The organism is Yoonia vestfoldensis, from assembly GCF_002158905.1.
In the GTDB taxonomy this organism is placed as follows: Bacteria; Pseudomonadota; Alphaproteobacteria; order Rhodobacterales; family Rhodobacteraceae; genus Yoonia; species Yoonia vestfoldensis_B.
Window position 1 is genome coordinate 3322639 of record NZ_CP021431.1, and the last position, 25163, is coordinate 3347801.

21 protein-coding genes are annotated in these 25163 nt (G+C 61.3%); 8 read left to right on the forward strand and 13 right to left on the reverse strand.

Features of this window, described 5'->3' with window-relative positions:
* Window positions 1-11 precede the first annotated feature (11 nt).
* The 6 genes from LOKVESSMR4R_RS16640 (at window position 12) to LOKVESSMR4R_RS16665 (ending at window position 7594) form a co-directional block, all read left to right on the forward strand.
* On the forward strand, window positions 12-1820 hold the full coding sequence (locus tag LOKVESSMR4R_RS16640) for a sodium:solute symporter family protein (RefSeq protein ID WP_087210902.1): 1809 nt from the start codon (window positions 12-14) through the stop codon (window positions 1818-1820).
* A gap of 89 nt (window positions 1821-1909) precedes the next feature.
* Window positions 1910-3745, forward strand: coding sequence for a DUF294 nucleotidyltransferase-like domain-containing protein (locus tag LOKVESSMR4R_RS16645; protein ID WP_087210904.1), 1836 nt, complete (start codon window positions 1910-1912; stop codon window positions 3743-3745).
* A 26-nt stretch (window positions 3746-3771) separates the two neighbouring features.
* Window positions 3772-4296: a hypothetical protein gene (locus tag LOKVESSMR4R_RS16650; protein ID WP_087210907.1), complete on the forward strand. Its 525-nt coding sequence runs from the start codon at window positions 3772-3774 to the stop codon at window positions 4294-4296.
* Window positions 4296-5705, forward strand: a complete 1410-nt coding sequence (locus LOKVESSMR4R_RS16655; protein WP_087210912.1) for a 3'-5' exonuclease — start codon at window positions 4296-4298, stop codon at window positions 5703-5705. Before LOKVESSMR4R_RS16650 ends, LOKVESSMR4R_RS16655 begins: the two co-directional genes overlap by 1 nt.
* 80 nt (window positions 5706-5785) lie before the next feature.
* Entirely contained in the window at window positions 5786-6646 is an 861-nt protein-coding gene (locus LOKVESSMR4R_RS16660) for an SDR family oxidoreductase (RefSeq protein WP_087210916.1), read from the forward strand.
* Window positions 6647-6817: 171 nt separating this feature from the next.
* The gene (locus LOKVESSMR4R_RS16665; protein WP_087213464.1) at window positions 6818-7594 is read left to right on the forward strand and encodes an ion transporter; all 777 of its coding nucleotides are present in this window, start codon (window positions 6818-6820) and stop codon (window positions 7592-7594) included.
* 100 nt (window positions 7595-7694) lie between these two features.
* Here the strand turns inward: LOKVESSMR4R_RS16665 and LOKVESSMR4R_RS16670 are convergent, their stop codons facing one another.
* The 7 genes from LOKVESSMR4R_RS16670 to LOKVESSMR4R_RS16700 all read right to left on the reverse strand — a co-directional run bounded on the left by LOKVESSMR4R_RS16670 (window position 7695) and on the right by LOKVESSMR4R_RS16700 (window position 14419).
* Window positions 7695-9107 (reverse strand): methyl-accepting chemotaxis protein, encoded by a 1413-nt coding sequence (locus tag LOKVESSMR4R_RS16670; RefSeq protein WP_087210919.1) that lies wholly within the window; start codon window positions 9105-9107, stop codon window positions 7695-7697.
* Between the two features lie 70 nt (window positions 9108-9177).
* Window positions 9178-11091 (reverse strand): 1-deoxy-D-xylulose-5-phosphate synthase, encoded by a 1914-nt coding sequence (gene dxs / locus LOKVESSMR4R_RS16675; RefSeq protein WP_087210922.1) that lies wholly within the window; start codon window positions 11089-11091, stop codon window positions 9178-9180.
* 11 nt (window positions 11092-11102) lie between these two features.
* Entirely contained in the window at window positions 11103-11987 is an 885-nt protein-coding gene (locus tag LOKVESSMR4R_RS16680) for a polyprenyl synthetase family protein (RefSeq protein ID WP_087210926.1), read from the reverse strand.
* Entirely contained in the window at window positions 11980-12213 is a 234-nt protein-coding gene (locus LOKVESSMR4R_RS16685) for an exodeoxyribonuclease VII small subunit (RefSeq protein WP_087210929.1), read from the reverse strand. The genes LOKVESSMR4R_RS16680 and LOKVESSMR4R_RS16685 overlap by 8 nt, the downstream gene beginning before the upstream one ends.
* Window positions 12210-13133 carry a histone deacetylase family protein gene (locus LOKVESSMR4R_RS16690; protein WP_087210932.1) on the reverse strand — a complete coding sequence of 308 codons (924 nt, stop codon included), beginning with the start codon at window positions 13131-13133 and terminating at the stop codon, window positions 12210-12212. Before LOKVESSMR4R_RS16690 ends, LOKVESSMR4R_RS16685 begins: the two co-directional genes overlap by 4 nt.
* Before the next feature lie 81 nt (window positions 13134-13214).
* A complete protein-coding gene (locus tag LOKVESSMR4R_RS16695) occupies window positions 13215-13916 on the reverse strand; it encodes a response regulator (RefSeq protein WP_087210935.1) in 702 nt (233 codons plus the stop codon).
* Window positions 13913-14419 (reverse strand): MarR family winged helix-turn-helix transcriptional regulator, encoded by a 507-nt coding sequence (locus LOKVESSMR4R_RS16700; protein WP_087210938.1) that lies wholly within the window; start codon window positions 14417-14419, stop codon window positions 13913-13915. The genes LOKVESSMR4R_RS16695 and LOKVESSMR4R_RS16700 overlap by 4 nt, the downstream gene beginning before the upstream one ends.
* A gap of 143 nt (window positions 14420-14562) precedes the next feature.
* Between LOKVESSMR4R_RS16700 and LOKVESSMR4R_RS16705 the strand changes: the two genes are divergently transcribed.
* Window positions 14563-15432 (forward strand): branched-chain amino acid aminotransferase, encoded by an 870-nt coding sequence (locus LOKVESSMR4R_RS16705; RefSeq protein WP_087210939.1) that lies wholly within the window; start codon window positions 14563-14565, stop codon window positions 15430-15432.
* A gap of 42 nt (window positions 15433-15474) precedes the next feature.
* Here the strand turns inward: LOKVESSMR4R_RS16705 and LOKVESSMR4R_RS16710 are convergent, their stop codons facing one another.
* Both LOKVESSMR4R_RS16710 and LOKVESSMR4R_RS16715 read right to left on the reverse strand, forming a co-directional pair.
* Complete coding sequence (locus tag LOKVESSMR4R_RS16710; protein ID WP_087213468.1) at window positions 15475-15672, reverse strand: hypothetical protein; 198 nt, start codon at window positions 15670-15672, stop codon at window positions 15475-15477.
* 67 nt (window positions 15673-15739) lie between these two features.
* A complete protein-coding gene (locus tag LOKVESSMR4R_RS16715; RefSeq protein ID WP_087210943.1) occupies window positions 15740-16660 on the reverse strand; it encodes a DMT family transporter in 921 nt (306 codons plus the stop codon).
* Between the two features lie 114 nt (window positions 16661-16774).
* Here LOKVESSMR4R_RS16715 and LOKVESSMR4R_RS16720 point away from each other — a divergent pair, with 114 nt between their 5' ends.
* The gene (locus LOKVESSMR4R_RS16720; protein ID WP_087210946.1) at window positions 16775-17800 is read left to right on the forward strand and encodes a fatty acid desaturase; all 1026 of its coding nucleotides are present in this window, start codon (window positions 16775-16777) and stop codon (window positions 17798-17800) included.
* A gap of 137 nt (window positions 17801-17937) precedes the next feature.
* On the opposite strand, the gene queG is transcribed toward LOKVESSMR4R_RS16720, so the two are convergent.
* The 4 genes from queG to gltB form a co-directional block, all read right to left on the reverse strand.
* The gene (queG, locus tag LOKVESSMR4R_RS16725) at window positions 17938-18972 is read right to left on the reverse strand and encodes a tRNA epoxyqueuosine(34) reductase QueG (RefSeq protein WP_087210949.1); all 1035 of its coding nucleotides are present in this window, start codon (window positions 18970-18972) and stop codon (window positions 17938-17940) included.
* A 60-nt stretch (window positions 18973-19032) separates the two neighbouring features.
* On the reverse strand, window positions 19033-19698 hold the full coding sequence (locus tag LOKVESSMR4R_RS16730; protein ID WP_087213471.1) for a glutathione S-transferase family protein: 666 nt from the start codon (window positions 19696-19698) through the stop codon (window positions 19033-19035).
* Between the two features lie 64 nt (window positions 19699-19762).
* Window positions 19763-20515, reverse strand: coding sequence for a monofunctional biosynthetic peptidoglycan transglycosylase (gene mtgA, locus LOKVESSMR4R_RS16735; RefSeq protein WP_087210951.1), 753 nt, complete (start codon window positions 20513-20515; stop codon window positions 19763-19765).
* Between the two features lie 79 nt (window positions 20516-20594).
* On the reverse strand, window positions 20595-25127 hold the full coding sequence (gltB, locus tag LOKVESSMR4R_RS16740) for a glutamate synthase large subunit (protein WP_087210954.1): 4533 nt from the start codon (window positions 25125-25127) through the stop codon (window positions 20595-20597).
* Window positions 25128-25163: the final 36 nt, after the last annotated feature.

The following is a 25163-nucleotide window of genomic DNA, read 5'->3' on the forward strand; positions in this document are numbered from 1 at the left end:
CAGGGAAACCAATGGATCAGTATACACTCAACCTGCTGGTGGTGGGCGCGTCTTTTGCGCTCTACATCGGCATCGCGATCTGGGCCCGCGCGGGCTCTACATCGGAATTTTATGCAGCCGGACAGGGCGTTCCGCCCGTCATGAACGGCATGGCGACGGCGGCAGACTGGATGTCGGCGGCGTCTTTCATCTCGATGGCGGGTCTGATCGCCTTCGTGGGCTACGACAACTCGACCTTCCTGATGGGCTGGACCGGCGGCTATGTGCTGTTGGCGTTGCTCTTGGCGCCTTACCTGCGCAAATTCGGCAAGTTCACAGTGCCCGAATTCGTCGGTGACCGGTTCTATTCCAACGGGGCACGGATCGTTGCGGTGATCTGTCTGATCGTCATCTCGGTGACCTATGTGATCGGGCAGATGCGCGGCGTGGGGGTGACCTTTGCGCGCTTCCTCGAAGTGTCCACCGACACCGGGCTTTATATCGGCGCGTCAATCGTTTTTGCTTATGCCGTGTTCGGCGGGATGAAGGGCATCACCTACACGCAGGTCGCACAATATTGCGTTCTGATCGTGGCCTATACGATCCCCGCATTGTTCATCTCTTTGCAAATGACGGGCTCGATCCTGCCACAGCTGGGTCTGATCGGGACTTACGCACCATCAGGCGGTGACCTGACCTTCCTGGCCAAGCTGGACCAGGTGGTGATGGAACTTGGCTTTAGCCAATATACCGCGCATTCGACATCGACGCTGAACATGATCTTCTTCACGATGTCGCTGATGATCGGTACAGCCGGTTTGCCACATGTCATCATCCGCTTCTTCACCGTGCCAAAAGTTGCCGACGCACGTTGGTCGGCCGGTTGGGCGCTGGTTTTCATCGCATTGCTTTACACCGTGGCACCTGCCGTGGGGTCGATGGCGCGTTTGAACATCACGACAACCTTCTGGCCAAATGCTGTCACCGGCGAAGCGCTGGCAGGCGATCCGATCTCGCTTGAGGAAATCAACACCAACCCCGAGCTGTCCTGGATCAATACCTGGAAGAACACGGGTCTGCTTGATTTCGAAGACAAGAACGGTGACGGTTTCATCCAGTACTACAACGATGGCAATGCAGGCATGCAGGCGATCGCGGCAGAACGTGGCTGGGCCGGCAACGAGCTGACCAAGTTCGACCGCGACATGCTGGTGCTTGCAAACCCAGAGATTGCGGCTCTGCCAGGTTGGGTGATCGCATTGGTCGCTGCTGGTGGTCTGGCTGCGGCGCTGTCAACGGCAGCAGGTCTGTTGCTGGCGATTTCCTCTGCAATCTCGCATGACCTGATCAAAGGCTCGATCAACCCGAACATCAGCGAAAAAGGCGAATTGCTGGCTGCGCGGGTTGCGATGGGCTTTGCGATCCTGCTGGCGACATGGCTGGGCCTCAACCCTCCGGGCTTTGCGGCTCAGGTTGTGGCGCTGGCCTTCGGTCTGGCAGCGGCGACGATCTTCCCTGTGCTCATGATGGGGATTTTCTCCAAGCGTGTGAACAAGGAAGGCGCTATCGCAGGGATGTTGGTCGGGTTGTTCTCAACCTCGATCTATATCTTCCTGTTCCTGGGCTGGTTCTTCATCCCCGGCACAGCGACGCTGGCCAACACGCCTGACAATTGGCTGTTCGGCATTTCGCCAGCTTCCTTCGGGACCGTTGGTGCAATCCTGAACTTTGCAGCCGCCTATATCGTGTCGGGCCTGACCAAGGCACCACCACGCGAAATCCAAGAGCTGGTTGAATCGATCCGCGTGCCAAAAGGCGCGGGCGCGGCAACCGGTCACTAAGACCACAGGGCGGGCAGTTCGCAAGGACTGCCCGCTTTCACTTTTCAGATGTCTGCTGCCTATGCCACGGCCGGACAAGGATACATCAGATGCCCCGATCCATGCTTGATCTGCGCCGGTTTCTTTTGTCGATCCACCCCTATGACAGTCTGCCAGATGCCGATTTTCAACGCGTGCTGACGCAGATCATCCGCGTGCCGATCACGCAGGATGATGTGATCTATGCTTTCGGGGCCCCCTGCAAAGGGCTTTATGTCATCCTCGAAGGCGAGGTCGAGATCACGACCGAAAGCGGCGAGATCGTGTCACATCTGGGCAGCCGCAATTCCTTTGGCGAACGCGGGCTGATGCGGGACGGCACGACCGGCACCCATGCCCGCGCGCTGAGCGATGGTGAATTGCTGCTGCTGCCCGCGGATGATTTTCACGCCATGATCGCGGCCAATGCAGGCGCGCATCGTTTCTTTACCCGTGGGCGAACGCGCAATGATGCCGATGCCACCCGCCCCGCCTCGCTGACCGAAACCCGTGTCGATCAGCTGATGGCCAGCGATCCCGTCACCTGCACCGCAGAGGATACGATCACCACCGCCGCCCAGCTGATGCGCCAGCATCGGATATCCTGTCTTGCGGTGATGGCAGGCACGCGGCTGGCCGGGATCGTGACGCTGCATGACATCAATAACCGCGTCGTGGCCGAAGGGCTGGACACCGGATTGCCGGTCAGCCGGATCATGACGGCAAATCCCGAAACGCTGCCACCAGCGGCGATCGGGTCAGATGTGCTGCATATGATGATGGAACGCCGCTTTGGCCATGTGCCCGTCGTCGATCAGGGAAGGCTGCTGGGGATCGTGACCCAGACAAACCTGACACGGTTTCAGGCCACGAATTCCGCATCCTTGGTGCGCGATGTCGTGCGCGCCGTCACCGCCGAGGATATGGCCGCCGTCACCGCAGGCATTCCGCAACTGCTGGTGCAGCTGGTGGGCGCGGGCAACCGGCACGAAACCGTCACCCGGCTGATCACCGATATCGCCGATGCGATCACCCGCCGGCTGCTGGCGCTGGCCGAAGACCATCTGGGGCCGCCACCGGTGCCCTATCTGTGGCTGGCCTGCGGATCGCAGGGGCGGCAGGAACAGACCGGCATTTCGGATCAGGACAATTGCCTGATGCTGGATGACAGCGTGACCGATGGCGATATGCCCTATTTCACCGCCTTGGCCAAATTCGTCAGCGACGGGTTAGACGAGGCGGGTTATTTCTATTGCCCCGGCGACATGATGGCGACCAATCCGCGCTGGTGCCAGCCGATGCGGGTCTGGCGCAGCTATTTCCACCGCTGGATCGACAGCCCCAGCACCGAGGCGCAGATGCTGGCCTCTGTCATGTTCGACCTGCGTCCGATTGGCGGCACGAAATCCCTGTTCGAGGATCTGCACCAAGAGACGCTGGAAAAGGCCGCGCGCAATTCGATCTTCGTGGCGCATATGGTGTCCAATTCGCTTAAGCATACGCCGCCGCTGGGGTTGCTGCGCGGCTTTGCAACGCTGCGCAGCGGCGAGCATAAGAACCATATCGACATGAAGATGAACGGCGTGATCCCGATTGTCGATCTTGGCCGGATCTATGCTTTGCGTGGCCAGCTGGACAGCGTCAACACGCGCGCGCGGATCGCCAGCGCACATGGGGCAAACCAGATCAGCCAATCGGGCGGGCGCGACCTGCTGGATGCCTATGATCTGATCGCACAGGCCCGGCTGGACCATCAGGCGACACTGATCCGGGCGGGGGCAAAACCTGACAATTTCATGTCACCCAACGTCTTGTCCGAATTCGAGCGCAGCCACCTGCGCGATGCCTTCGTCGTGGTGCGCACGATGCAATCTGCTGTTACACAGGGGCGTGGCGTCATCGGCTGACGCAGCTGCAACCAAAGGACCCAAGAATGTATGTCGATATCATCACCATCGTCACCGCAGGCTTTGCCGCGGCAGGCGTTGCGCTGATCCTCAACCGGCTTAGCAGGCGGCGCTTGCCACGCTGGATCATTCCCGCCTTTGCGGGCGCAGGCATGATCGCGATGAGCCTGACCAACGAATATCGCTGGTATCCGCGCACGCTGACGCTGCTGCCCGAAGGCTTCGAGGTGATCTCGACCGTGGATTATGCCGCACCGTTCAGCCCCTGGACCTATCTTGTGCCCTATGTGAACCGCTTTGCTGCCGTCGATGTGGCCGGGGCGCAGCGCAATGCCAATGCGCCCGGAATGCTGCTGACCAATGTGGTGTTTTTCCAGCGCTGGCAGCCGATGCAATTGCGCACCGCCTTGTTTGACTGCGTCCAAGGCCGGACGGCCCTGCTAGAGGATAACGCGGTTTTCAGAGAGGATGGCACAGTCCAAGTATCACGCTGGGATCAGACCGGCCCGGATGATCCTGCGACAACGCTGGTCTGCGCAGGGGCGATCTGATGCTTGACCGGCTTCGCCCGCGCCAGCGCACGCTTGCTTTCTTCGCCTTGCTGGCCTTTGGCTGCATCGCGATTCTGGCAGCTGCGCTGGTGCTGGCCGAGGCCCGTCTGGACCAAGCCGAAGCGCGGCAGGCCTTCATCGCGGCGGGGATCATCGGCGCCTTCGGCCTGTTGGGATTTGCCGCGCTGATGTGGTTCGTTTTCGATGACATGGTCGTGCGCCCGATGGAACGGCTGGCCGCAGCGATGCAAGCCCATGCCGCGACCGATATGCGCAACGGGATCGACCCGGATATGGCGCGCCATCTGGGCGATCTGGCCAAAGGCGCGGCGGCGCTGACGTCACGGCTGGCCTCTGCGCGCGCCGAGGCCGATGCGAATTTGGCGCGTTACACCAGCAAGCTGGCGACCGAGCGTGAACATCTGACGCGCATCCTGTCGGCTATTCCCGCAGCGGTGCTGATGGTCAGCCCCGACCACCGGATCGCCCTTTATGATGGTCATGCCGCCCTGATGCTGGACGACCAGCACCATCTGGGACTGGGGCAAAAGATCTTTGACTATTTCGACGAAACCTATTTGCGCGCCGCACTCGGTAATCTTGCGCGCAGCGGAAACGCGACGCTGGACCAGCAGATCCCCACGGCCGATGGCGCATCACTGCTGGATGTCAGCCTGCATAATCTGGGGCGGGACCAAGGCTATATGCTCAGCTTTCCGGTCCCCAGAGAGGCAAGCCCCGCCCGTCCCGTCGTCTTCGATTTCGCGATGACCACGCGCACAGAAACCCGCGACATCCAGGACGTGCCGCTGCGCGATCTGACCTATGTGGTCTTTGACACGGAAACCACGGGCTTTTTGCCCAACAAGGACGAGGTGGTGCAAATCGGCGCGCTGCGCGTCGTGAACGGGCAGCAAGCGCCGGGCGAGGTGCTGGATATCCTCGTTAATCCCGGACGGCCGATCCCGGCCAGTTCGACGGCTGTGCACCGGATCACCGATAGCATGGTGAAAGACGCCCCCGACATGGTGCAGGCAGGGCGCAGGTTTCACAGCTTTGCCCGCGACGCGGTGCTGGTTGCGCATAACGCGCCTTTCGATCTGTCGTTCTTTCACCGTTACGCGCCCAAGATCGGGGTGAAATTCGATCATCCGGTGCTGGATACGGTGCTGCTATCCGCAGTGCTGTTCGGGATCACCGAAGGGCATACGCTGGACGAGCTGGCCCAAAGGCTGGGCATCGAATTGCTGGACAAACACCGCCATACCGCGATTGGCGATGCCATCGCCACGCGCGATATCTTTCTGCGGATGATCCCGATGCTCGAAGCACGCGGATTGGCCACCTTTGGCGCGGTGGTGAACGAGATCCGCAAGCACAAGCGCCTGTTGCCGGATATGAACGGCTAGCGGGTCAAAACCGTGCAACCCGTACTGCGATCCGCGCTTTGGGGCCTTGCACCCGCGCCTTCGCTGCGGCACCAAGCCTTATGACCCAAACGCTTTTATCATTCGGACATGGCTTTAGCGCGGCGGCGCTGGCGCAGATATTGCTGCCACAGGGCTGGCGGATCATTGGCACCACCCGGTCCGAGGACAAGGCCGCGCGGCTGCATCAGGCCGGGGTTGAACCACGGATCTGGCCCGGTGCCGACATGCGCCCGGCGCTTGATGCGGCGACCCATCTGCTGATCTCGGCCGCACCGGATGCGGATGGCGATCCGGTGCTGGCCGCCCTGCAAGACGAGATCGCCGCGCGTGCCGGCCAATTCGCATGGGTCGGCTATTTGTCCACAACCGGGGTTTACGGCGATCACGCCGGCGATTGGGTCGACGAAACCACCCCCCTGACACCGGCCACGAAACGCGGCATCGCGCGGGTCGCAGCCGAGACCGCCTGGGCCGCCATCCCCGATCTGCCGCTGCATATCTTCCGGCTGGCAGGGATTTACGGGCCGGGGCGCGGCCCTTTCGCCAAGGTGCGCGACGGCTCTGCCCGGCGGATCATCAAGCCCGGACAGGTGTTCAGCCGCACCCATGTCGCCGATATCGCGCAGGTGCTTGCCGCCTCGATCGCGCGGCCCAATCCCGGCGCTATCTATAATGTCTGCGACGATGACCCCGCCCCGCCCGAGGATGTGATCGGCTATGCCGCCGCCTTGCTTGGGCTGCCGCTGCCCACGGCACAGGATTTCGCCACCGCCGAGATGACCCCCATGGCGCGCAGCTTTTACGCCGAAAGCAAAAAGGTGCGCAACGACCGGATCAAGGACGAATTGGGGGTGCAGCTGATCTATCCAGATTACCGCAGCGGTCTGCAGGCCTTGCTGGCGCAGGAAACGACGGGCTGACGGCAGGCCCGATCCCGGCCGCCAAAAGACCAGTTTGCCGATGGCAGATGCGCATAAGCGCGCAACTTTGCCGCGATTTTTAACCGTGACATGCGGCGACGCGTCCGGTGGCACTTGTTGTCGGGCGGCGGAACATACATATGCGGGCGAGATATGAACAAGGACATTTCGATGAATCTGCGCGCCCGCACATCCGCCTTTCTTGACCGGCCCTTCGTGGGGCAATTCATCTTTGGCGTGATCGTCTTTAACGCGATGATCCTTGGGCTAGAAACATCGGATAGCGTGATGGCCCAGGCGGGCGGGCTGATCCTGCTGCTGGACCAGCTTTGCCTTGCGATCTTTGTGGTTGAACTGGGGGCCAAGCTCTTTGCCTATGGGCCGCGGTTCTTTCGGGGCGGCTGGAATATCTTTGATTTTGTGATCGTCGGCATCTCGTTGGTGCCGGGCAATGGCGGGCTGTCGGTGCTACGCGCCTTGCGCATCCTGCGGGTGCTGCGCGTCATTTCGGTGGTGCCGTCATTGCGCCGCGTGGTCGAAGGCTTTGTCATCGCCCTGCCCGGCATGGGGTCGGTCTTTCTGCTGATGGGGATCGTGTTCTACATCGGCGCCGTCATGGCGACCAAGCTGTTCGGCAACAGCTTTCCGGAATGGTTTGGCACTCTGGGGGCCTCGGGCTATTCGCTGTTCCAGATCATGACGCTGGAAAGCTGGTCAATGGGGATCGTCCGCCCGGTGATGGAGGTCTATCCCTATGCCTGGGCGTTTTTCATCCCCTTCATCATGATGACGACTTTCGCGGTGGTGAACCTGCTGGTCGGTCTGATCGTCAATTCGATGCAAGACGCCCATGCCGAAGAGGGCAATGCCGCAACAGATGCCTATCGTGACGAGGTGCTGGCCAAGCTGACCGCGATCGAAAAGCGGCTGGATCAGACCGGCAAGTGACCTGAACCGGACAGGCACAAACCATGATCCGGTCGGGTTTCATGTCCGCGCGCCAGCCTGCCCTGCGCGCGCCAAAACATCGCAGATTGCCGCCAATGCCTTAGGCCAGATAGGCCAGCCTGACCCCGCCCCAATGACGCCCCTTGACCATGATCGGGGCAGAGACGTCTTTCATCATCGCATAGGTCCCATTGCCCATGTCCCGGCGATAGGCCTGTAGCAGGAACGGACGCTTGCTGCGGCCTGCGGCCAGACCGACGCGATCATTGAAAATCCGCCGGTTGCGGCAATTGGCAGCGTTCCAATCGGGATCATCGGGGCGCTGTGGGTGACTGAACTTGAGGTTATGGGTCGGCAGATAGCCATCGCTATTGACCGCCGCGCAAAATACCACGCGATCAGACAGGTCCAGCGCGGGTTCCTGAAACGCGGGCAGCACCCGGTCGGTGAACCGCACAGAGCGCAGAACCACCTGCGCAGGGTTGCTGCCGGGGACAGGGCGATAATCGCGGTCAAAAAGGTCGGCCGATGACACCTCTCCGCTTTGGAGGGCCTGGTCGAACCGGGCGCTGATCCGGCTTGCCAGATCCTGCGCCGCGGTGATGTAGGGCGTGTCTATCGTTTCCAAGCCGATCAGCGCGGTCATCGCTGTCAGGGTCTCGGAACTATTGGTCAGATCAAGCATTTTCTCGCGCGCATGCGCAAGGCTTTGGTCGGATGCGGCGATCCCGGCCGACAGGTCATCAATGCCCGATTTCATCTGCACGATTTCGGTCGCAATACTGGTCGAGGCCCCGACGATATCGCGCTGCGCGGCAATGACCGAACCCATGACGCGCGGCATATTCTCGACCAATGCGCTGATATCGTCGATCTGCGTGCGGATCACCCCGGCATGGTCCAGCGCGCGGTCGGTTTCCCCGCGCAGCCCGGCCAATTCACGGTCAAGCGCGCCAATCGTGCCAGCGATTTCGCCTGTCGCGTCGCGCGTGGTCTGCGACAGGTCTTTCACCTCGCGCGCCAGCACCATAAAGCCGCGCCCATGCGCCCCGGCGCGCGCCGCCTCGATCGCGGCATTCAACGACAAAAGGTTGGTCTGGCGCGAAATTTCACCGATTTCGCCCGAAACGCGGGCAACGCTGGTCAATGTGTCCTGCAGGCGGCCGAACTGATCCGCGATATGCGTGACCGTATCGATCAACGCGGCCACATCCGCCACCATCGCCTGCAATTTACTGCCGCTTTCCTGCGCGTTTTCTTCGGCCCTAGAGGATATATCCTGCGCCGCCTCTGCCGAGGTCAGCACCGCCTGCGCCCGACCAGAAATATGATCAACGCGCTGCGCCAGTTCGCTGCCCGTGCGCGATTGCTGGCCGACCTGTTGGGACGTGTCGTCAACATGACCAGAGACCCCGGCAATATCAATCGACAGATCACCCAGACGGCGCGCAAGTTCGGCCATCAGCGCATCGGATTTGTCTTGTTCAGGCATATCCTGTTGCAGATCTTTCATCAGCGATTCCCGTCCTAATGTGCCGTAGCCTAGACCGAAACCGACAATGATTTGTTAAGACCCGCTTGGCTCAGGCGCGTTTGCCCAGACGGGCGACGCCCAGCGCCTCCAGGACTTTTGCCTCGATATGCGCGGCATTCATGCCCGCCACATCATACATCGCCTTGGGGCTGGCCTGATCAATGAAGATATCGGGCAGCACCATGGACCGGAACCGCAGCCCGTGATCAAAGACACCTTCATCCGCCAGCAATTGCGCGACATGGCTGCCGAAACCACCAACGGCACCTTCTTCGACGGTGATCAGCGCGTCATGACCGGCAGCCAGCCGCAATATCAGGTCCCGGTCCAGCGGTTTGGCGAAACGCGCATCGGCAACGGTGGGCGTGATGCCTTTGGCCTCCAGTGCCTCGCAGGCGCGGGTCACCTCGGACAGGCGGGTGCCAAAGGACAGAATCGCAACCTGCGCGCCTTCGCGGATCATGCGGCCTTTGCCAATCTCCAAGGGCGCTGCGTTTTCGGGGATCTCGACCCCCACACCTTCGCCACGTGGAAAGCGGAAGGCGATAGGGCCGTCATCATGCGCCGCAGCGGTGGCGACCATGCGGACCAGTTCAGCCTCATCCGCGGCGGCCATGACGACGAAACCGGGCAGATTGGCCAGAAAGGCCACATCGAACGACCCCGCATGGGTCGCGCCATCCGCGCCCACCAGCCCGGCGCGGTCGATGGCGAAACGCACGGGCAGACGCTGGATCGCGACATCATGGACAACCTGATCGTAACCGCGCTGCAGGAACGTCGAATAGATCGCGCAAAACGGACGCATCCCGCCTGCGGCCAGCCCCGCGCTGAAGGTCACGGCATGTTGTTCGGCGATACCCACGTCGAAACAGCGGCTGGCATAGCGGTCCATGAATTTCGCAAGACCGGTGCCATCGGGCATGGCGGCGGTCACGGCACAGATGCGCGGATCGCTGGCTGCATGTTTCAACAGGCTTTCGGCAAAGACGGATGTATAGCTCGGCGCATTGCTGGGGGCCTTGGCCTGCTTGCCCGTGACCATATCGAATTTCGCGGTGGCATGGCCCTTGTCACTGGCGCGTTCAGCGGGGGCATAGCCTTTGCCCTTTTTCGTGATCGCATGGATCAGGATCGGGCCATCAGCCCGCGCTTTGACGGTGCGCAAAACGGACAAAAGCTGGTCCATGTCATGCCCGTCAATCGGCCCCAGATAGGAAAAGCCCAACTGTTCGAACAGGGTCCCGCCCACGGTCATATGCTTCAGAACATCCTTGGCGCGCTTGGCCCCTTCGCGGAACGGTTCGGGCAGCAGCGACACGGCGCCCTTGGCCGCAGCCTTGAATTCCTGAAACGGCGCACCGGCGTAAAGCTGTGACAGATAGGACGACATCGCGCCCACCGGCGGGGCGATGGACATTTCATTGTCGTTCAGGATCACGATCAGCCGCTTGCCCAGATGGCCCGCATTGTTCATCGCCTCATAGGCCATCCCGGCCGAAATCGCGCCATCCCCGATGATCGCGATGGCATCACCCCCATCGCCGCCCAGATCACGCGCCACGGCAAAGCCCAGTGCCGCCGAAATCGAGGTGCTGGAATGCGCGGCCCCAAACGGGTCATAGGGGCTTTCGGACCTTTTGGTGAATCCAGACAACCCACCTTCGCTGCGGATCGTGCGGATCCGGTCGCGCCGGCCTGTCAGGATCTTGTGGGGATAGGATTGATGCGACACATCCCAGATGATCTTGTCCTTGGGCGCATCGAATACGGCATGCAGCGCCACGGTCATTTCCACCACACCCAGCCCCGCGCCCAGATGGCCGCCTGTCACGGACACGGCGGCAATCGTTTCAGCGCGCAATTCATCGGCCAGCTTGCGCAGCTGCGCATCCGACAAGGATTTCATATCGGCCGGGGTCTGGACATTGTCCAAAAGCGGGGTGTTGGGTTGGTCCGACATGGCGACCCTTCCTAATGCGTGCGCGCGGTGACAAAACGCGCGGCGTCCTTTAATGTTTCGGCATCATCGCCATAGGCAGATAGCGCATCACAAGCCTGCGTGACCAGATCCGCTGCGCGGCGTTTCGCCCCATCCAGCCCTAAAAGAGACACGAAAGTCGCCTTGCCCGCCGCCGCATCCTTGCCCACGGCCTTGCCGACAAGTGCTGCATCGCCGGTCACATCCAGCACATCATCAGCGATCTGGAAGGCCAGACCCAGACAATCGCCATAAATGCGCAAAGCGGCCTGATCGGCCTGCGCCATACGCGGCCCGACCAACGCGGCCCATGAAATCAACGCACCGGTCTTGCCCGCCTGCAAGGCGATGATCTGATCCAGCACCAGCGGCAGAGCCGCCGTTTCCGCCGCAATATCCGCCGCCTGCCCGCCCACCATGCCGCGCACGCCCGCCGCCTGGGCAAGGGTCAGCATCAGGTCGATCTTGGGCGCATCCGGACAATCCAGCCTGCCGAGTAATTCAAAGGCCAGCGCCTGCAAAGCATCGCCCGCCAGCACGGCCGTTGCCTCGTCCCAGCGCTTATGGACCGTGGGCTGGCCACGGCGCAGGTCGTCGTCATCCATGCAGGGCAGATCATCATGCACCAGCGAATAGGCATGGATACATTCGATCGCCGCCGCCGCATGGGCCGCGACCTGCGGCGAGACACCATGCAGACGGGCGGTTTCCAAGGCCAGAAAAGCGCGCAAAGCCTTGCCGCCCGTGACAGCATAGATCATCGCCTCAGGCACGGGTCCGGACAGGTCCGACAGGCTGGCCGCTATGGTCTGGGTCGCGATCCGCCCCGCCTCTGGCAAGGCATCAGGCAAGGGGCGCCGCGCAAGCAGGTCAACCATCCAGCGGCGCTGTCCCTGTCGGCTGGCCCGTCTCGCCCAAGGTGATGCGGGCGACCTTTTCCTCGGCTTCCTTCAGCTTGGCCTCGCAGCGGGCCTTCAGCGCAGCACCGCGCTCATATAGCGCAATGGATTGGTCAAGTGCCACATCGCCGCGCTCCAACTGGCCGACAACGGTTTCCAGCTCCTTGATTGCGTCTTCGAAACTCATCTGGTCAACCTCGGTCATCGGCCTCTTTCCTCCAAAATACGGACATGGGCGGCTGCGGATGCGCCCAGCGCCAATAGGTCATAGCCGCCTTCCAGCGCCGACACCACCCTGCCGTGGCAATGGCTGTCCGCAAGATCGCATAGACGCGCGGTGATCCAGGCGAAATCATCCTCGGTCAGCTCCAGCCCCGCCAGCGGATCATCGCGATGCGCATCGAACCCCGCCGAAATCAGGATCAGCTCAGGCGCAAAGGCATCGACGCGGGGCAAAACCACGCGCTCCATCACATCGCGAAACGCCTTGGACCCCGTACCGCCGCGCAAAGGCACGTTCAGCACATTGCCCACACCGGTTTCATGCGCGGCCCCGGTGCCGGGATAAAGCGGTGATTGATGCGTGGAACAAAACAGGATGCGCGGATCATCCTCGACCAGATCCTGCGTGCCATTGCCGTGATGCACGTCGAAATCGACAATAGCGACCCGGGACAGCCCGTGATGGTCCAGCGCATGTTTGGCCGCAATCGCCACATTGCCAAAGAAACAAAAACCCATCGCAGTCGCGCGTTCGGCATGGTGACCGGGCGGGCGCATCGCGGCAAAGGCATTGGCGACCTCGCCCGCCATGACCAGATCGACCGCGCGCACCACAGCCCCCGCCGCGCGATAAGCCGCGGCCAGCGTGCCAGGGGACATATGGGTATCGGCATCCAGCGCGCGCCAGCCCGTTGCAGGTGCCGCCGCGCGCAGAGCATCGATATGCGCCTGCGGATGGGCGCGCAGCAAATCATCCTCGGCCGCCAATGGCGCCTTGACGCGCAAAAGGGCGATCCCGTCCAAAGCATCCAGCACGGCACCCAGCCGCGCCACCTGCTCGGGATGGCCGGGGGGCGTCACATGGCCAAGGCCATCATCGTGAAAGATCAGCGCAGTTGTCATAGCCCCACAGAACCCAATTCCATGACAAAGCTCAACAGGGTTCTTTTTTCCAAAAATACTCCCGCCGGAGGCCCAAAAGTTTTATTCCGGGGCCAGCATATAGCCTTCGCCGCGGACCGTTTGCAGGAACCGCGGCTGTTTGGGGTCGGTCTCGATCTTGCGGCGCAGGCGGGTGATCTGGACATCGACGGCACGTTCCTGGGTCTGCCCGCCCGACCGGCTCAGTTCCTCGACCAGCTTGGTGCGGGTGACAGGCTCGCCGGGGCGGCCCGAAAAGATGCGCATCAACTGGCTTTCTGTGGCGGTCAGGCGGACAAGATCTTCGCCATGCCACATCTCGCCGCGCTCGATATCATAGCGCACCGGACCCATATGCAGCACCTTGGGCAGGATCACGACAGGGTCGGCGGCGGGGACACGGCGCAGGATCGCGTTGATGCGCAACAACAATTCCTTTGGCTCGAAGGGCTTGACCAGATAATCATCCGCCCCCGCCTCCAGCCCGGTGATCCGGTCGATCGTTTCACCCTTGGCGGTCAGCAGCATGATCGGGGTGGTGATGCTCCGGCGCAGGTCACGGCACAGCGCGATCCCATCCTCGCCGGACATCATGACATCCAGCACGATCAGATCGAATTCCAGCCCCGCCAGCACCCGGCGGGCATGGGCGGCATCGCGCGCGGTGGTGACCAGAAACCCCGCGCGCATCAGGAATTTCTGCAAAAGGCTGCGAATCCGGGCGTCGTCATCGACAATCAACAGGTGGGCGTCGTCAGCACTCATTCCGGTTTGTCCTTCATCGCCTCGTAATGCAGGCGCGCCTCTGGGTCCATCATCGCCTCGAGCACCTGACGGAACCCGACCACAGCCGAGGGTCCGGCCGCCCGATAAGCGGCGCGCATCCGGTCACGCTGGGCATCGGATAATTCGCGTTCCAGCGTTGCACCGGCCGGGGTCAGATGCAGATGACGTTCGCGTTTATCCTTTTGGCCAACGCTGCTGATGACCAGACCGTCCTCGATCAGGCTGCGCAACACACGATTAAGCGATTGTTTTGTAACACCAAGTATCGACAACAGATTGTTGACTGTGGTGCCGGGGCTGCGATGGATGAAATGCAGCGCGCGGTGATGCGCGCGGCCATAGGATTTCTGCGCCAGAATACGGTCCGGGTCCGCGGTGAACCCACGATAGGCGAAAAACATCGCCTCGATCCCTTTGCGCAACTGTTCATCCGTCAGGAACAGCAGGTTTTGCCCCATCTGGGGCCGCGTGCCTTCTGGCATCCTGTCCTCCCTCGTTACCTGGTCGACAATACGTCAGCTTTATTGACATTCCAAGAATCAACTGTTAGCGATTTGGGGAAATTGCGCAACATTATATCCGAAACGGACCTTGTTGCGACACAATTGCAAAGTGTGGAGGAACCATGGCAGGCGCTTATGACGACAGGGACGGCAAGATCTGGCTGGATGGCAAACTTGTAGAATGGCGCGACGCCAATGTGCATATCCTGACCCATGCGATGCATTATGCCTCTTCGGTATTCGAGGGCGAGCGTTGCTATAGTGGCAAGATCTTCAAATCGCGCGCGCATTCCGAACGGCTGATCAAATCGGGCCAGTTGATCGATTTCCAGATCCCCTATTCGGTGGATGAAATCGAGGCGGCCAAACAGGCGGCCCTTGATGCCAATGGCCTTAAAGACGCCTATGTCCGTCCCGTCGCCTGGCGCGGATCAGGCGAGGATATGGGCGTCGCGGCGGCGCGCAACCCTGTGCATCTGGCCGTCGCGGTCTGGGAATGGGGCAATTATTATGGCGATGCGAAAACCCGTGGCGCCAAGCTTGATATTGCGAAATGGAAACGCCCCAGCCCCGAAACCGCGCCCAGCCAGGCCAAGGCCGCCGGTCTTTACATGATCGCCACCATGTCCAAACACGCCGCCGAAGCCAAAGGCTGTTCGGATGCGATGATGTTCGATTACCGCGGCTATGTGGCCGAGGCGACCGGCGCCAACCTATTCTTCGTCAAGGATGGCGAGGTCCACACGCCCAAGGCCGATGCCTTTTTGAACGGGATCACCCGTCAGACCGTGATCGGGATGCTGCGTGACAAGGGGATCGCGGTGCATGAACGTGTGATCATGCCCGAAGAACTGGAAGGTTTCCAGCAATGCTGGCTGACCGGCACCGCCGCCGAGGTCACACCCGTCGGCCAGATCGGTGATTACAATTTCGAGGTCGGCGCATTGACCCGCGACATCGCGGCCGATTACGAAAAACTGGTCCGCGCCTAGCCCGATCAGATAAAGGGCGCCCCAAAGGCGCCCTTTTCAGCCTCAGCGCTGCCAGATTGGCGTGTCCGCCTGACGCGCGATGCGCAGAAATTCCGTGGCACGACGGGCAGACATATGCGCGCGCGGCCGCTTTTGCAGGTCCAAGGTCATGCGGCGCGGCAAGGCATCCTTTTTCATGCCAATGGCCCGCTGCAATGCATTGCCCGAGACTGTCTTGGCGTGATCAAGTGGATGTTTCATCAGATCCTCCTTCCATTGCGGACTCTGATCATACCACAAACCGGCCCAAAGTTCCTGCAATTTCGCCTCAACTCCCCGTGTTGCCGGTGGCTTTGCGTTGCTGGGCGCGCTGTAGGCCCAGCTTGCGTTCACGCCAGATGATCAGCACGCCGGCAAGGATGACGATACCCGCCCCGATCAGCATCGGGCCGGTCGGCACCTCGTCAAAGATGAAATAGCCGATCGCCAGCGCCAGGATGATCGAGGTGTAATCGAAAGGCGCCACCAGCGATGCATCGGCGAAACGATAGCTGGAGGTCAGGAAAATCTGCCCGATCCCGCCCAAAAGCCCCGCCATGACCAAAAGCCCGGCAATATTCCATGTGGGCGTGACCCAGCCCCAGGGGATCGTCAGCAGCGCCAGCAAGGATGACGTAACAGTGAACCATAACACGATGGCCGCCGTCGTCTCGGTCGCCACCAATTTGCGCACAAAGACCTGCGCCAGCGCCGTCAGCACCGCCCCCATCAACACGACGATTGCGCCCAGAGTTTCAGCCGTGTTCAGTGACGCGCCCATCGACAGGCGCGGCGACAAGACCACCAGCACGCCGACCATGCCCAGCGCAACCGCCGACAGGCGAAAGGCGCGCACATCTTCGTTCAGGAACATCGCAGCAAAGATCACCACCAGCAAAGGCGCGGCATAGCCGATGGCCGTCACCTCGGGCAGCGGCAACAGACCCAAACCCGCAAAGCCCAACCCCATCGCCGAAGTGCCGACCAGACCGCGCCAGAAATGGCCCATGGTATTCTTGGTTTTCCAGCCATGGCGCAATTCGCCCCGCAGGGCCAACCAGCCAAAAATGATCGGCAGGGCAAAAAAGGACCGAAAGAAAACCGCCTGCCCCGGCGGCACGGTTTCCGAGGCGGCCTTGATCAGCCCTGCCATCGCCATGAACATGCCGACCGACGCGACCTTGAAGACGATTCCCTTGAGCGGCTGCATGATTTTCCCTTTTGACTGCGACACTATTGCGGCATCCGGACACAATGAAGCCCTTTTCGCTTGCTTATCGCAGCGGCTCGGGTACCGGTTACAAAACCGCATAAGAAGAACATGATGAGCAGAACCAAAGACCGCCCTTCAGACATGACCGCGCGCGACTGGGTGCATGTGCTTGCGCAATACCGCGAGCCCAGCAATTGGCGCAGCAGCTTTGAATTGGCGGTCAGCCTGATCCCTTTCATCCTGTTATGGGTGCTTGCGGTCTGGGTCTCGCAATTCAGCTATCTGGGTGCTCTCTTGATCTCGGCGCTGAACGGCCTGTTCCTGCTGCGGCTGTTCTGCATCCAGCATGATTGCGGACATGGATCGTTCTTCGGCAACCGCAATGTCAGCGACTGGATCGGGCGGGCCTTGGGCGTCGTGACCCTGACGCCCTATGATGTCTGGCGGCGCACCCATTCGATCCACCACAGCCATGCGGGCGATCTGGACCAGCGTGGCATCGGCGATGTGATGACCCTCACGGTCGAGGAATACCACCAGCGTACGCCGTTCGGGCGGTTCCTGTATCGGGCCTACCGGCATCCGCTGGTGATGTTCGGGCTGGGGCCAACCTATATCTTTTTCCTGCAAAACCGCGTGCCGCTGGGCCGGATGCAGCGCGAAAGAAAATATTGGATCAGCGCCATGGGCACCAATCTGGCCGTTGCGGTGATCCTTGGCGCGATCTTCTATATCGGTGGTTTTGCGGCGCTGTTTCTGGTGTTCCTGCCCACGACATTGATCGCCGCCTCGATCGGGGTCTGGCTGTTCTATGTGCAGCACCAGTTCGAAACGACCCATTGGGACACGACCGAAAACTGGCAATTGCACGATGCCGCCCTGCACGGCAGTTCCCATTACGACCTGCCGCCGATCCTGCGCTGGTTCACCGCCAATATCGGCATCCATCATGTGCATCACCTCTACAGCCGGATCCCGTTTTACCGCCTGACCGAGGTCTTGCGCGATCATCAGGATCTTGTGGATTGCAGCCGGATGACCCTGCTGCAAAGCCTCAAATGCGCCAGCCTCGATCTCTGGGATGAAAAATCACGGCAATTGGTGTCTTTTGCCGCCGCGCGACGGGCAACCAGCTAGGCTGACTGCGGCGTGACGCGCAAGATTGCACCGGACGCGCGGGTCTGGTTGGCAAAGGCGGGGGTCAAATCGGCATTCAGCTGCCCTGATCCACCTGCGCCACGGCGAAGGGCGGGATCAATATCAAGACACCCAAGTCATGGCGCATCTGCGTTCAGACGCAGGATAGCCCAGCGCGCCGCATCCGCCACGGCCGGATCAGGATCATCAACCAGATGTGACAGCGGGGCCACCATCGCCGGGTCACCCGAATTGCCCAGCGCATAGGCGACATTGCGCACGAAGCGGTCGCGCCCGATCCGCTTGATCGGCGATCCGGCAAAACGGGCGCGAAAGGCGGCATCATCCAGCTGCGCCAGCTCTGCCAAAGGCGGCGCCAGCAGATCATCGCGCGCGGCCAACCTTGCATCACGGCCAGAGGCTGCGAACTTGTTCCAGGGACAGACCGCCAGACAATCGTCACAGCCATAAATCCGGTTGCCCATCAAAGCGCGCAGGTCCAGGTCCACCGGGCCTTTATGTTCGATGGTCAGATAAGAAATACAGCGCCGCGCATCCAGCTGGTAAGGGGCCGGAAAGGCCTGGGTCGGACAAATATCCAGACAGGCGGTGCAAGACCCGCAATGGCTGATCTCGGGTGTGTCAGGTTCCAGATCGACGGTGGTAAAGATCGCACCTAGAAAGACCCAATTGCCCAGATCACGGCCCAAAAGATTGGTATGCTTGCCCTGCCAGCCCAGCCCCGCCGCCTGCGCCAGCGGCTTTTCCATGACAGGGGCTGTATCGACAAAGACCTTGATCTCGGCCCCCGGCACCTGGTCGATCAACCAGCGGCCCACGACCTTCAGACGCTTCTTGACGACATCATGATAATCGCGGCCCTGGGCATAAACGCTGATCGCCGCGCGGTCGCGTGCCTCCAGCACGGCAAGCGGATCATGATCGGGGGTATAGACCTCGGCCAGCATGATGACCGACCGCGCCGCGGGCCAAAGCGCTGTCGGGTCGCCACGCCAGCCCATCCGCTCGGCCATCCACGCCATCTGGCCATGGCGGCCATCATCCACAAAAGCGGCCAGCCGTTCGGCCATTTCCGGCACCGCATCGGGGCGGCAGACACCCACCTTACCGAAACCCGCGTCACGCGCAAAGGCTGTCAGGCGCTCCTTCATCCCTCTTCCGAGCCCAAATATCCCGGGGGAGCGCCGCAGGCGCGGGGGCAGAGCCCCGTCTTAAAAATCCAGATCAGCATAATGCGCCGCCGGCTGAAAGCCCGGCACCTCGTCAGCCAGCAAGGACCGGAACGCCGGACGGGACTTGATCTTGGCATACCAATCCTTGACCACCTCATGCCGGTTCCAATCGACATCGCTGGTGTAATCCAGGCAAGACAGATGCGCCGCCCCCGCGAAATCCGCCAGCGTCATGTCATTACCCGCCAGCCAGCGGCGGTTTTCCAGCAGATGCGCCATGTAATCCAGATGGAACTTGATCGCGCGCGCGCCGGCCTTGACATTGGCGCTGTCGGGATAGCCACGGCCCATCACCTTGCGATAGACGCGTTCGCCGGTCAGCTTGGACGTGACCTCGTGATAAAACTTGTCGTCGAACCAGCCGATCAGGCGGCGCATCTCATAGCGGCCCTCGGCATCACGCGGCATCAGCGGCGGCGTGGGCTGCACATCTTCCAGATATTCGCAGATCGCCGTGCTTTCAGACATGATACGGCCATTCATCTTCAGCACCGGCACCTTGGCGGCAGGGTTGCGGCGCAGGAATTCGGGGCTTTGTTCCCAATAACGTTCCTCGACCAGACCGACCTCGATCTTCTTTTCAGCGAGGCAAAGCCGCACTTTGCGCGAATAGGGCGACAAGGGATAGTGATACAGCGTGTTCATGGCAAACCTGGCTTGGGTGATCGTGCTTCCATGCCGCAACCGGTCGCGGGGTTCAATGCCTGCGTCATCTCTCGAAACATTCCGCGCGGCCATCCGCCGCGATCGTTGCCGCACCCTGCAAGATCTGGGCGGCGCGGTTGCGGGTGAAACTGCTGGGGTTAGCGGCAGAGCGTTCCTTGGGCGCAGGCAGGATCGCGGCCAGCCTTGCAGCCTGCGTCGCGGTCAGATCGGCGGCATCAACGCCAAAATAATGCCGCGCCGCGGCCTGCACACCAAAAACACCCGCGTCGAATTCGGCGACATTCAGATAGATTTCAAGGATACGGCGTTTGCTCCAGAACACTTCGGTGACGGGGGTCCACAGCGCCTCGATCGACTTGCGCGCCCAGGACCGGCCATGCCACAGAAACACGTTCTTGACGACCTGCTGGCTGATGGTCGAGGCCCCGCCCCGCCCGCGTTCCATCGCGTCGCGGATCGCATTCACATCAAGCCCCCAATGCAGGCAGAAATTGGCATCCTCCGCCGCCACCGCAGAGCGGATCATCACAGGCGCGATCCGGTCCAGCGCCACCCAATCCTGTGACACCCCGCCCAGCCTGCGGCTTTCGGACAGCATATAGGCATTGGTCGGCGGGTTGATCAGCGCATAAAGCAGGGTCCAGATCAGAACAAAGCCCGCGATCCCGCCGCCACCCCAGACCAGCACCCGGCGCACAGCACGCAGCACCCGCAGGCCAAGGCCCGGTTTCTTTGCCGCCGTGTCGCGCGCGGATTTGCGCGCGCGCCGTTTATTGGGTTTGGGGGTATCTGCCATCGCCCTGTATAGCCACAAGCCTGCCAGCTGGGTCAAGCGACCGCGCGCCCCGCGACTGCATTCAGCGCGGGGCGTTGCATCATTCCGCCGGTATCGCGGTTTCCTCGATCATCAGCGGATGCTTGAGGTGGACCAGCATTTCCTTGGGGCAGATCTGCACGAAATGCGCTTTTTCCACATCCCAATGCTGCAAGATATCGGCGGCCTTGCGGCTGCCGGTTTCCGCTGCATGACGTTCGATCAGGCCTTTAAGCTGGTCATGCCAATGATCGACCGTCACCGGACAGGTCACCAGCGTTTCCATATTGATCAAGGGTGCCGATGCGCCTTTGGGATCATAAAGATAGGCCATCCCGCCGGTCATGCCTGCGCCAAAATTCGCGCCGATGCCACCAAGGATCACCGCGACACCACCGGTCATATATTCGCAACCATTGGTGCCGCAGCCTTCGATCACGACATGCGCGCCGGAATTGCGCACGGCAAAGCGTTCACCCGCACGCCCCGCGGCGAACAGATAACCCGCCGTTGCGCCGTAAAGCACGGTATTGCCGATGATCGTGTTCTCGCTGGCGACCAGCGGGCTGATCATCGGGGGGCGCACGACGATGGTGCCGCCCGACAGACCCTTGCCGACGTAATCATTGGCGTCGCCCGACACTTCAAGCTTTAGCCCCGGCGCGGCAAAAGCGCCAAGCGATTGCCCCGCCGAGCCACGCAGTTTCACCGTCAGATGGTCGGGTTGCAGCGCGTTGCGCATCCCGAATTTCTGCACGATATGGCTGGATGTGCGGGTGCCGATGCTGCGCAACGTATTCTGCACCGCGTAATCCAGCTGCATCTTTTCGCCATCGTTGAGGAAACGTGCGGCATCCTGCACGATCTGCGCATCAAGCGTGTCATTGACCGCCGTGCGTGGGCGGTGCCGGTCATAGCGGATCTTATGCGCGCCATCGACGGTGATCAGCAGCGGGTTCAGGTCCAGATCATCCAAATGCGCCGACCCACGGCTGACCTGCGTCAGCAAATCCGCGCGCCCGATCACATCATCAAGGCTCCGCGCCCCGATGCTGGCCAGAATCTCGCGCACTTCGGTCGCGTAGAAGGTGATCAGGTTCACCACCTTTTCGGCATTGCCGGTGAACTTGGCGCGCAAGGCATCATCCTGCGTGCACACACCGACGGGGCAGGTGTTCGACTGGCACTGACGCACCATGATACAGCCCATCGCGATCAGGGCGGCGGTGCCGATGCCGTATTCCTCGGCCCCCAGCATTGCCGCCATGACGATATCGCGCCCGGTGCGCAGACCGCCATCGGTGCGCAGCGTGATGCGTTCGCGCAGGTTGTTCATCGCCAGCACCTGATGCGCCTCTGTCAGGCCCATTTCCCACGGCAGACCGGCATATTTGATCGAGGTGCCGGGCGATGCGCCCGTGCCGCCATTATGGCCCGAAATCAGGATCACATCGGCCTTGGCCTTGGCCACGCCCGCCGCAATCGTGCCAACGCCGGATGATGCCACCAGTTTCACCGTCACCTTACAGCGCGGGTTGATCTGCTTGAGGTCATAGATCAGCTGCGCCAGATCCTCGATCGAATAGATATCGTGGTGCGGCGGTGGTGAAATCAGCGTCACACCCTTGGTCGAATGGCGCAGGCGGGCGATCAGTTCCGTCACTTTCATACCGGGCAGCTGGCCGCCTTCGCCGGGCTTGGCCCCTTGGGCAACCTTGATTTCCAGCTCTTCGCAGGCGTTCAGATATTCCGCTGTCACACCAAACCGGCCCGATGCGACCTGTTTGATCTTGGCGGACGGGTTGTCGCCATTGGGTTCCGGCACGAAATGCGCGGGGTCTTCGCCACCTTCGCCGCTGTCGGATTTCGCACCGATCCGGTTCATCGCGACGTTCAGCGTCTTATGCGCTTCGGGCGACAGCGCGCCGAGCGACATGCCGGGTGTCACGAACCGTTTGCGGATCGCGGTGATGCTTTCGACCTCTTCAATCGGCACCGGCGCACCCAAAGGTTTGATCGCCAGCAGATCGCGCAGATGGATCGGCGGATTGGCCTGCATCGACTTGGAATATTGCTGCCAAAGCGCATAGGACGCATTATTGCAGGCCGCCTGCAACATATGCATGGTCTGCGCTTCCCAAGCGTGTTTTTCACCCGACCGGCGCGCCTTGTAGAAACCACCGATAGGCAACACATCGCTGCCGCTTTTCCAGCCTTTGGCATGGACTTCTTCAGCCTTGGCCTGAATCCCCGTCGTGCCGATGCCGGAAATGCGGCTATGCATGCCGGGGAAATATTCGGCGACCATGGCGCGCGACAGGCCCACAGCCTCGAAGTTCAGACCGCCGCGATAGGACGACAGGACCGAAATACCCATCTTGGACATAATTTTCAGCAGGCCCGCGTCGATGGCCGCGCGATAGCGGCGCACGGCATCGGTCAGCGTCCCGTCGATCAGCCCGCGGCGCAGACGGTCGGCGATGGAATCCTGCGCCAGATAGGCGTTGACCGTCGTCGCACCGCAGCCGATCAGCACGGCGAAATAATGCGGGTCGATACATTCCGCCGAGCGGATATTGACCGAACAGAATGTCCGCAGACCCTTGCCCGTCAGCCCCGAATGCACGGCGGATGTGGCCAGAATCATCGGCATCGCCACACGGTCCGCCGATTGATGCTGGTCGGTCAGCACCAGATGGCCCGCACCGGATCGCACGGCGTCTTCCGCCTCGGCGCGGATACGTTGCAGTCCCGCATTCAGCGCGCCCCGTCCGGGGTCAAAGGTACAGTCGATAAAGGCGACGCTATCACCGAACTGGCGGACCATTTCGTCGAATTCCGCATTGGCGATGAACGGGCTGTCCAGCACCAGAATTTCGGTCTGCGACGAATCCTCGTCCAGCACGTTCTTGAGGTTGCCGAACCGCGTTTTCAGGCTCATCACGCGGCTTTCGCGCAACGAGTCGATGGGCGGGTTGGTGACCTGGCTGAAATTCTGCCGAAAGAAATGCGACAACGGCCGGTAGGTCGTGGACAGCACGGCAGATGGCGTATCATCGCCCATCGAGGCGATCATTTCCTTGCCATCCTCGGCCATGGGGGCCAGCACCTGTTCCAGCTCTTCGATGGAATAGCCGGCCGCGACCTGCCGCTTGCGCAGCTCTGCCCCGTCAAACAGCGCCTTTTCCGGCACGTTGCACATCAGGTTGTTCAGGTCCACGACCTTTTCCACCCAGTCACCAAAGGGCTGGGCAGCGGCCAGTTTGTCCTTAAGCTCGCGGTCGCGGTAAAGCCGCCCCTCAAGCATATCGACGGCGATCATCTGGCCGGGGCCAAGCGCGCCTTTTTCGACGACGCTGGCTTCGTCCACGGGGACCATGCCCATTTCCGACCCTGCCACCAGCAGGCCATCGCCCGTGACGACATAGCGCAAAGGACGCAACCCGTTGCGGTCCAGCCCGCCGCAGACCCAGCGACCATCGGTCATGGCCAGCGCGGCAGGACCATCCCAAGGTTCCATCACGGCGTTGCAATAGCCGTACATATCCTGCCAGGCCTGCGGCATTTCCACGGCCTGTTGCGACCAGGCCTCTGGGACCAGCATGGTTTTCGCCATGGGCGCGTTGCGACCGGCGCGGACCAGCACTTCGAAAACAGAATCCAAGGCAGCGGAATCAGACGCACCCGAGGGGATGATCGGCTTGATATCTTCGGCCTTATCGCCAAAAGCACCGGATGCCATGCGGATTTCATGGCTTTTCATCCAGTTGACGTTGCCCTTGAGCGTGTTGATCTCGCCGTTATGGGCCAACATGCGGAACGGCTGCGCCAGCGACCATTGCGGAAAGGTGTTCGTCGAATAGCGCTGGTGATAGATCGCAAAGGCGGATTCAAACCGCACATCCATCAGGTCGGGATAGAATTCCGCGACCTGTTCGGCCAGCATCATGCCCTTGTAGATCACCGACCGGCAGGACAGCGAACACAGATAAACACCCGGGATTTGCGCGGCAGCGGCGGCTTTTTCGATGCGGCGGCGGATGATGTAAAGCTCGCGCTCGAATTCTTCCTCGGTCATGTCCTTTTCGCAGCGGATCAGGATCTGCTCGATCTCTGGCCGTGTGGCATTGGCCTTGTCGCCCAGCACTTCGATATTCACCGGCACATGGCGCCAGCCATAGATATAATGGCCCATCCGCAGCACTTCGGATTCGACAATCGTGCGGCAGCGTTCCTGCGCGCCAAAATCGGTGCGAGGCAGGAATACCTGACCCACGGCGATCATCTTGTCATCATCGGGTTCATGGCCGGTGCGGCGGACCTGATCATAAAAGAACGGCACCGGGATCTGGACATGAATGCCCGCGCCATCACCTGTCTTGCCATCGGCATCAACAGCGCCACGATGCCAGATCGCTTTGAGCGCATTGATCCCCTTTTCGACGACATCACGCGAGGGCGTGCCGTCGATCGCGACCACAAGGCCGACACCGCAAGACGCATGTTCGTCATCATCGCGGTAGAGGCCGTTTTCGGCCATCCATTTGCGCTTGGCTTCTTCTGCCGCTACCCAGCTCTGGTCATAGCTTGTCATCATAATCTCCTTCGGTGGGTCGGCACCGCTTGCGCG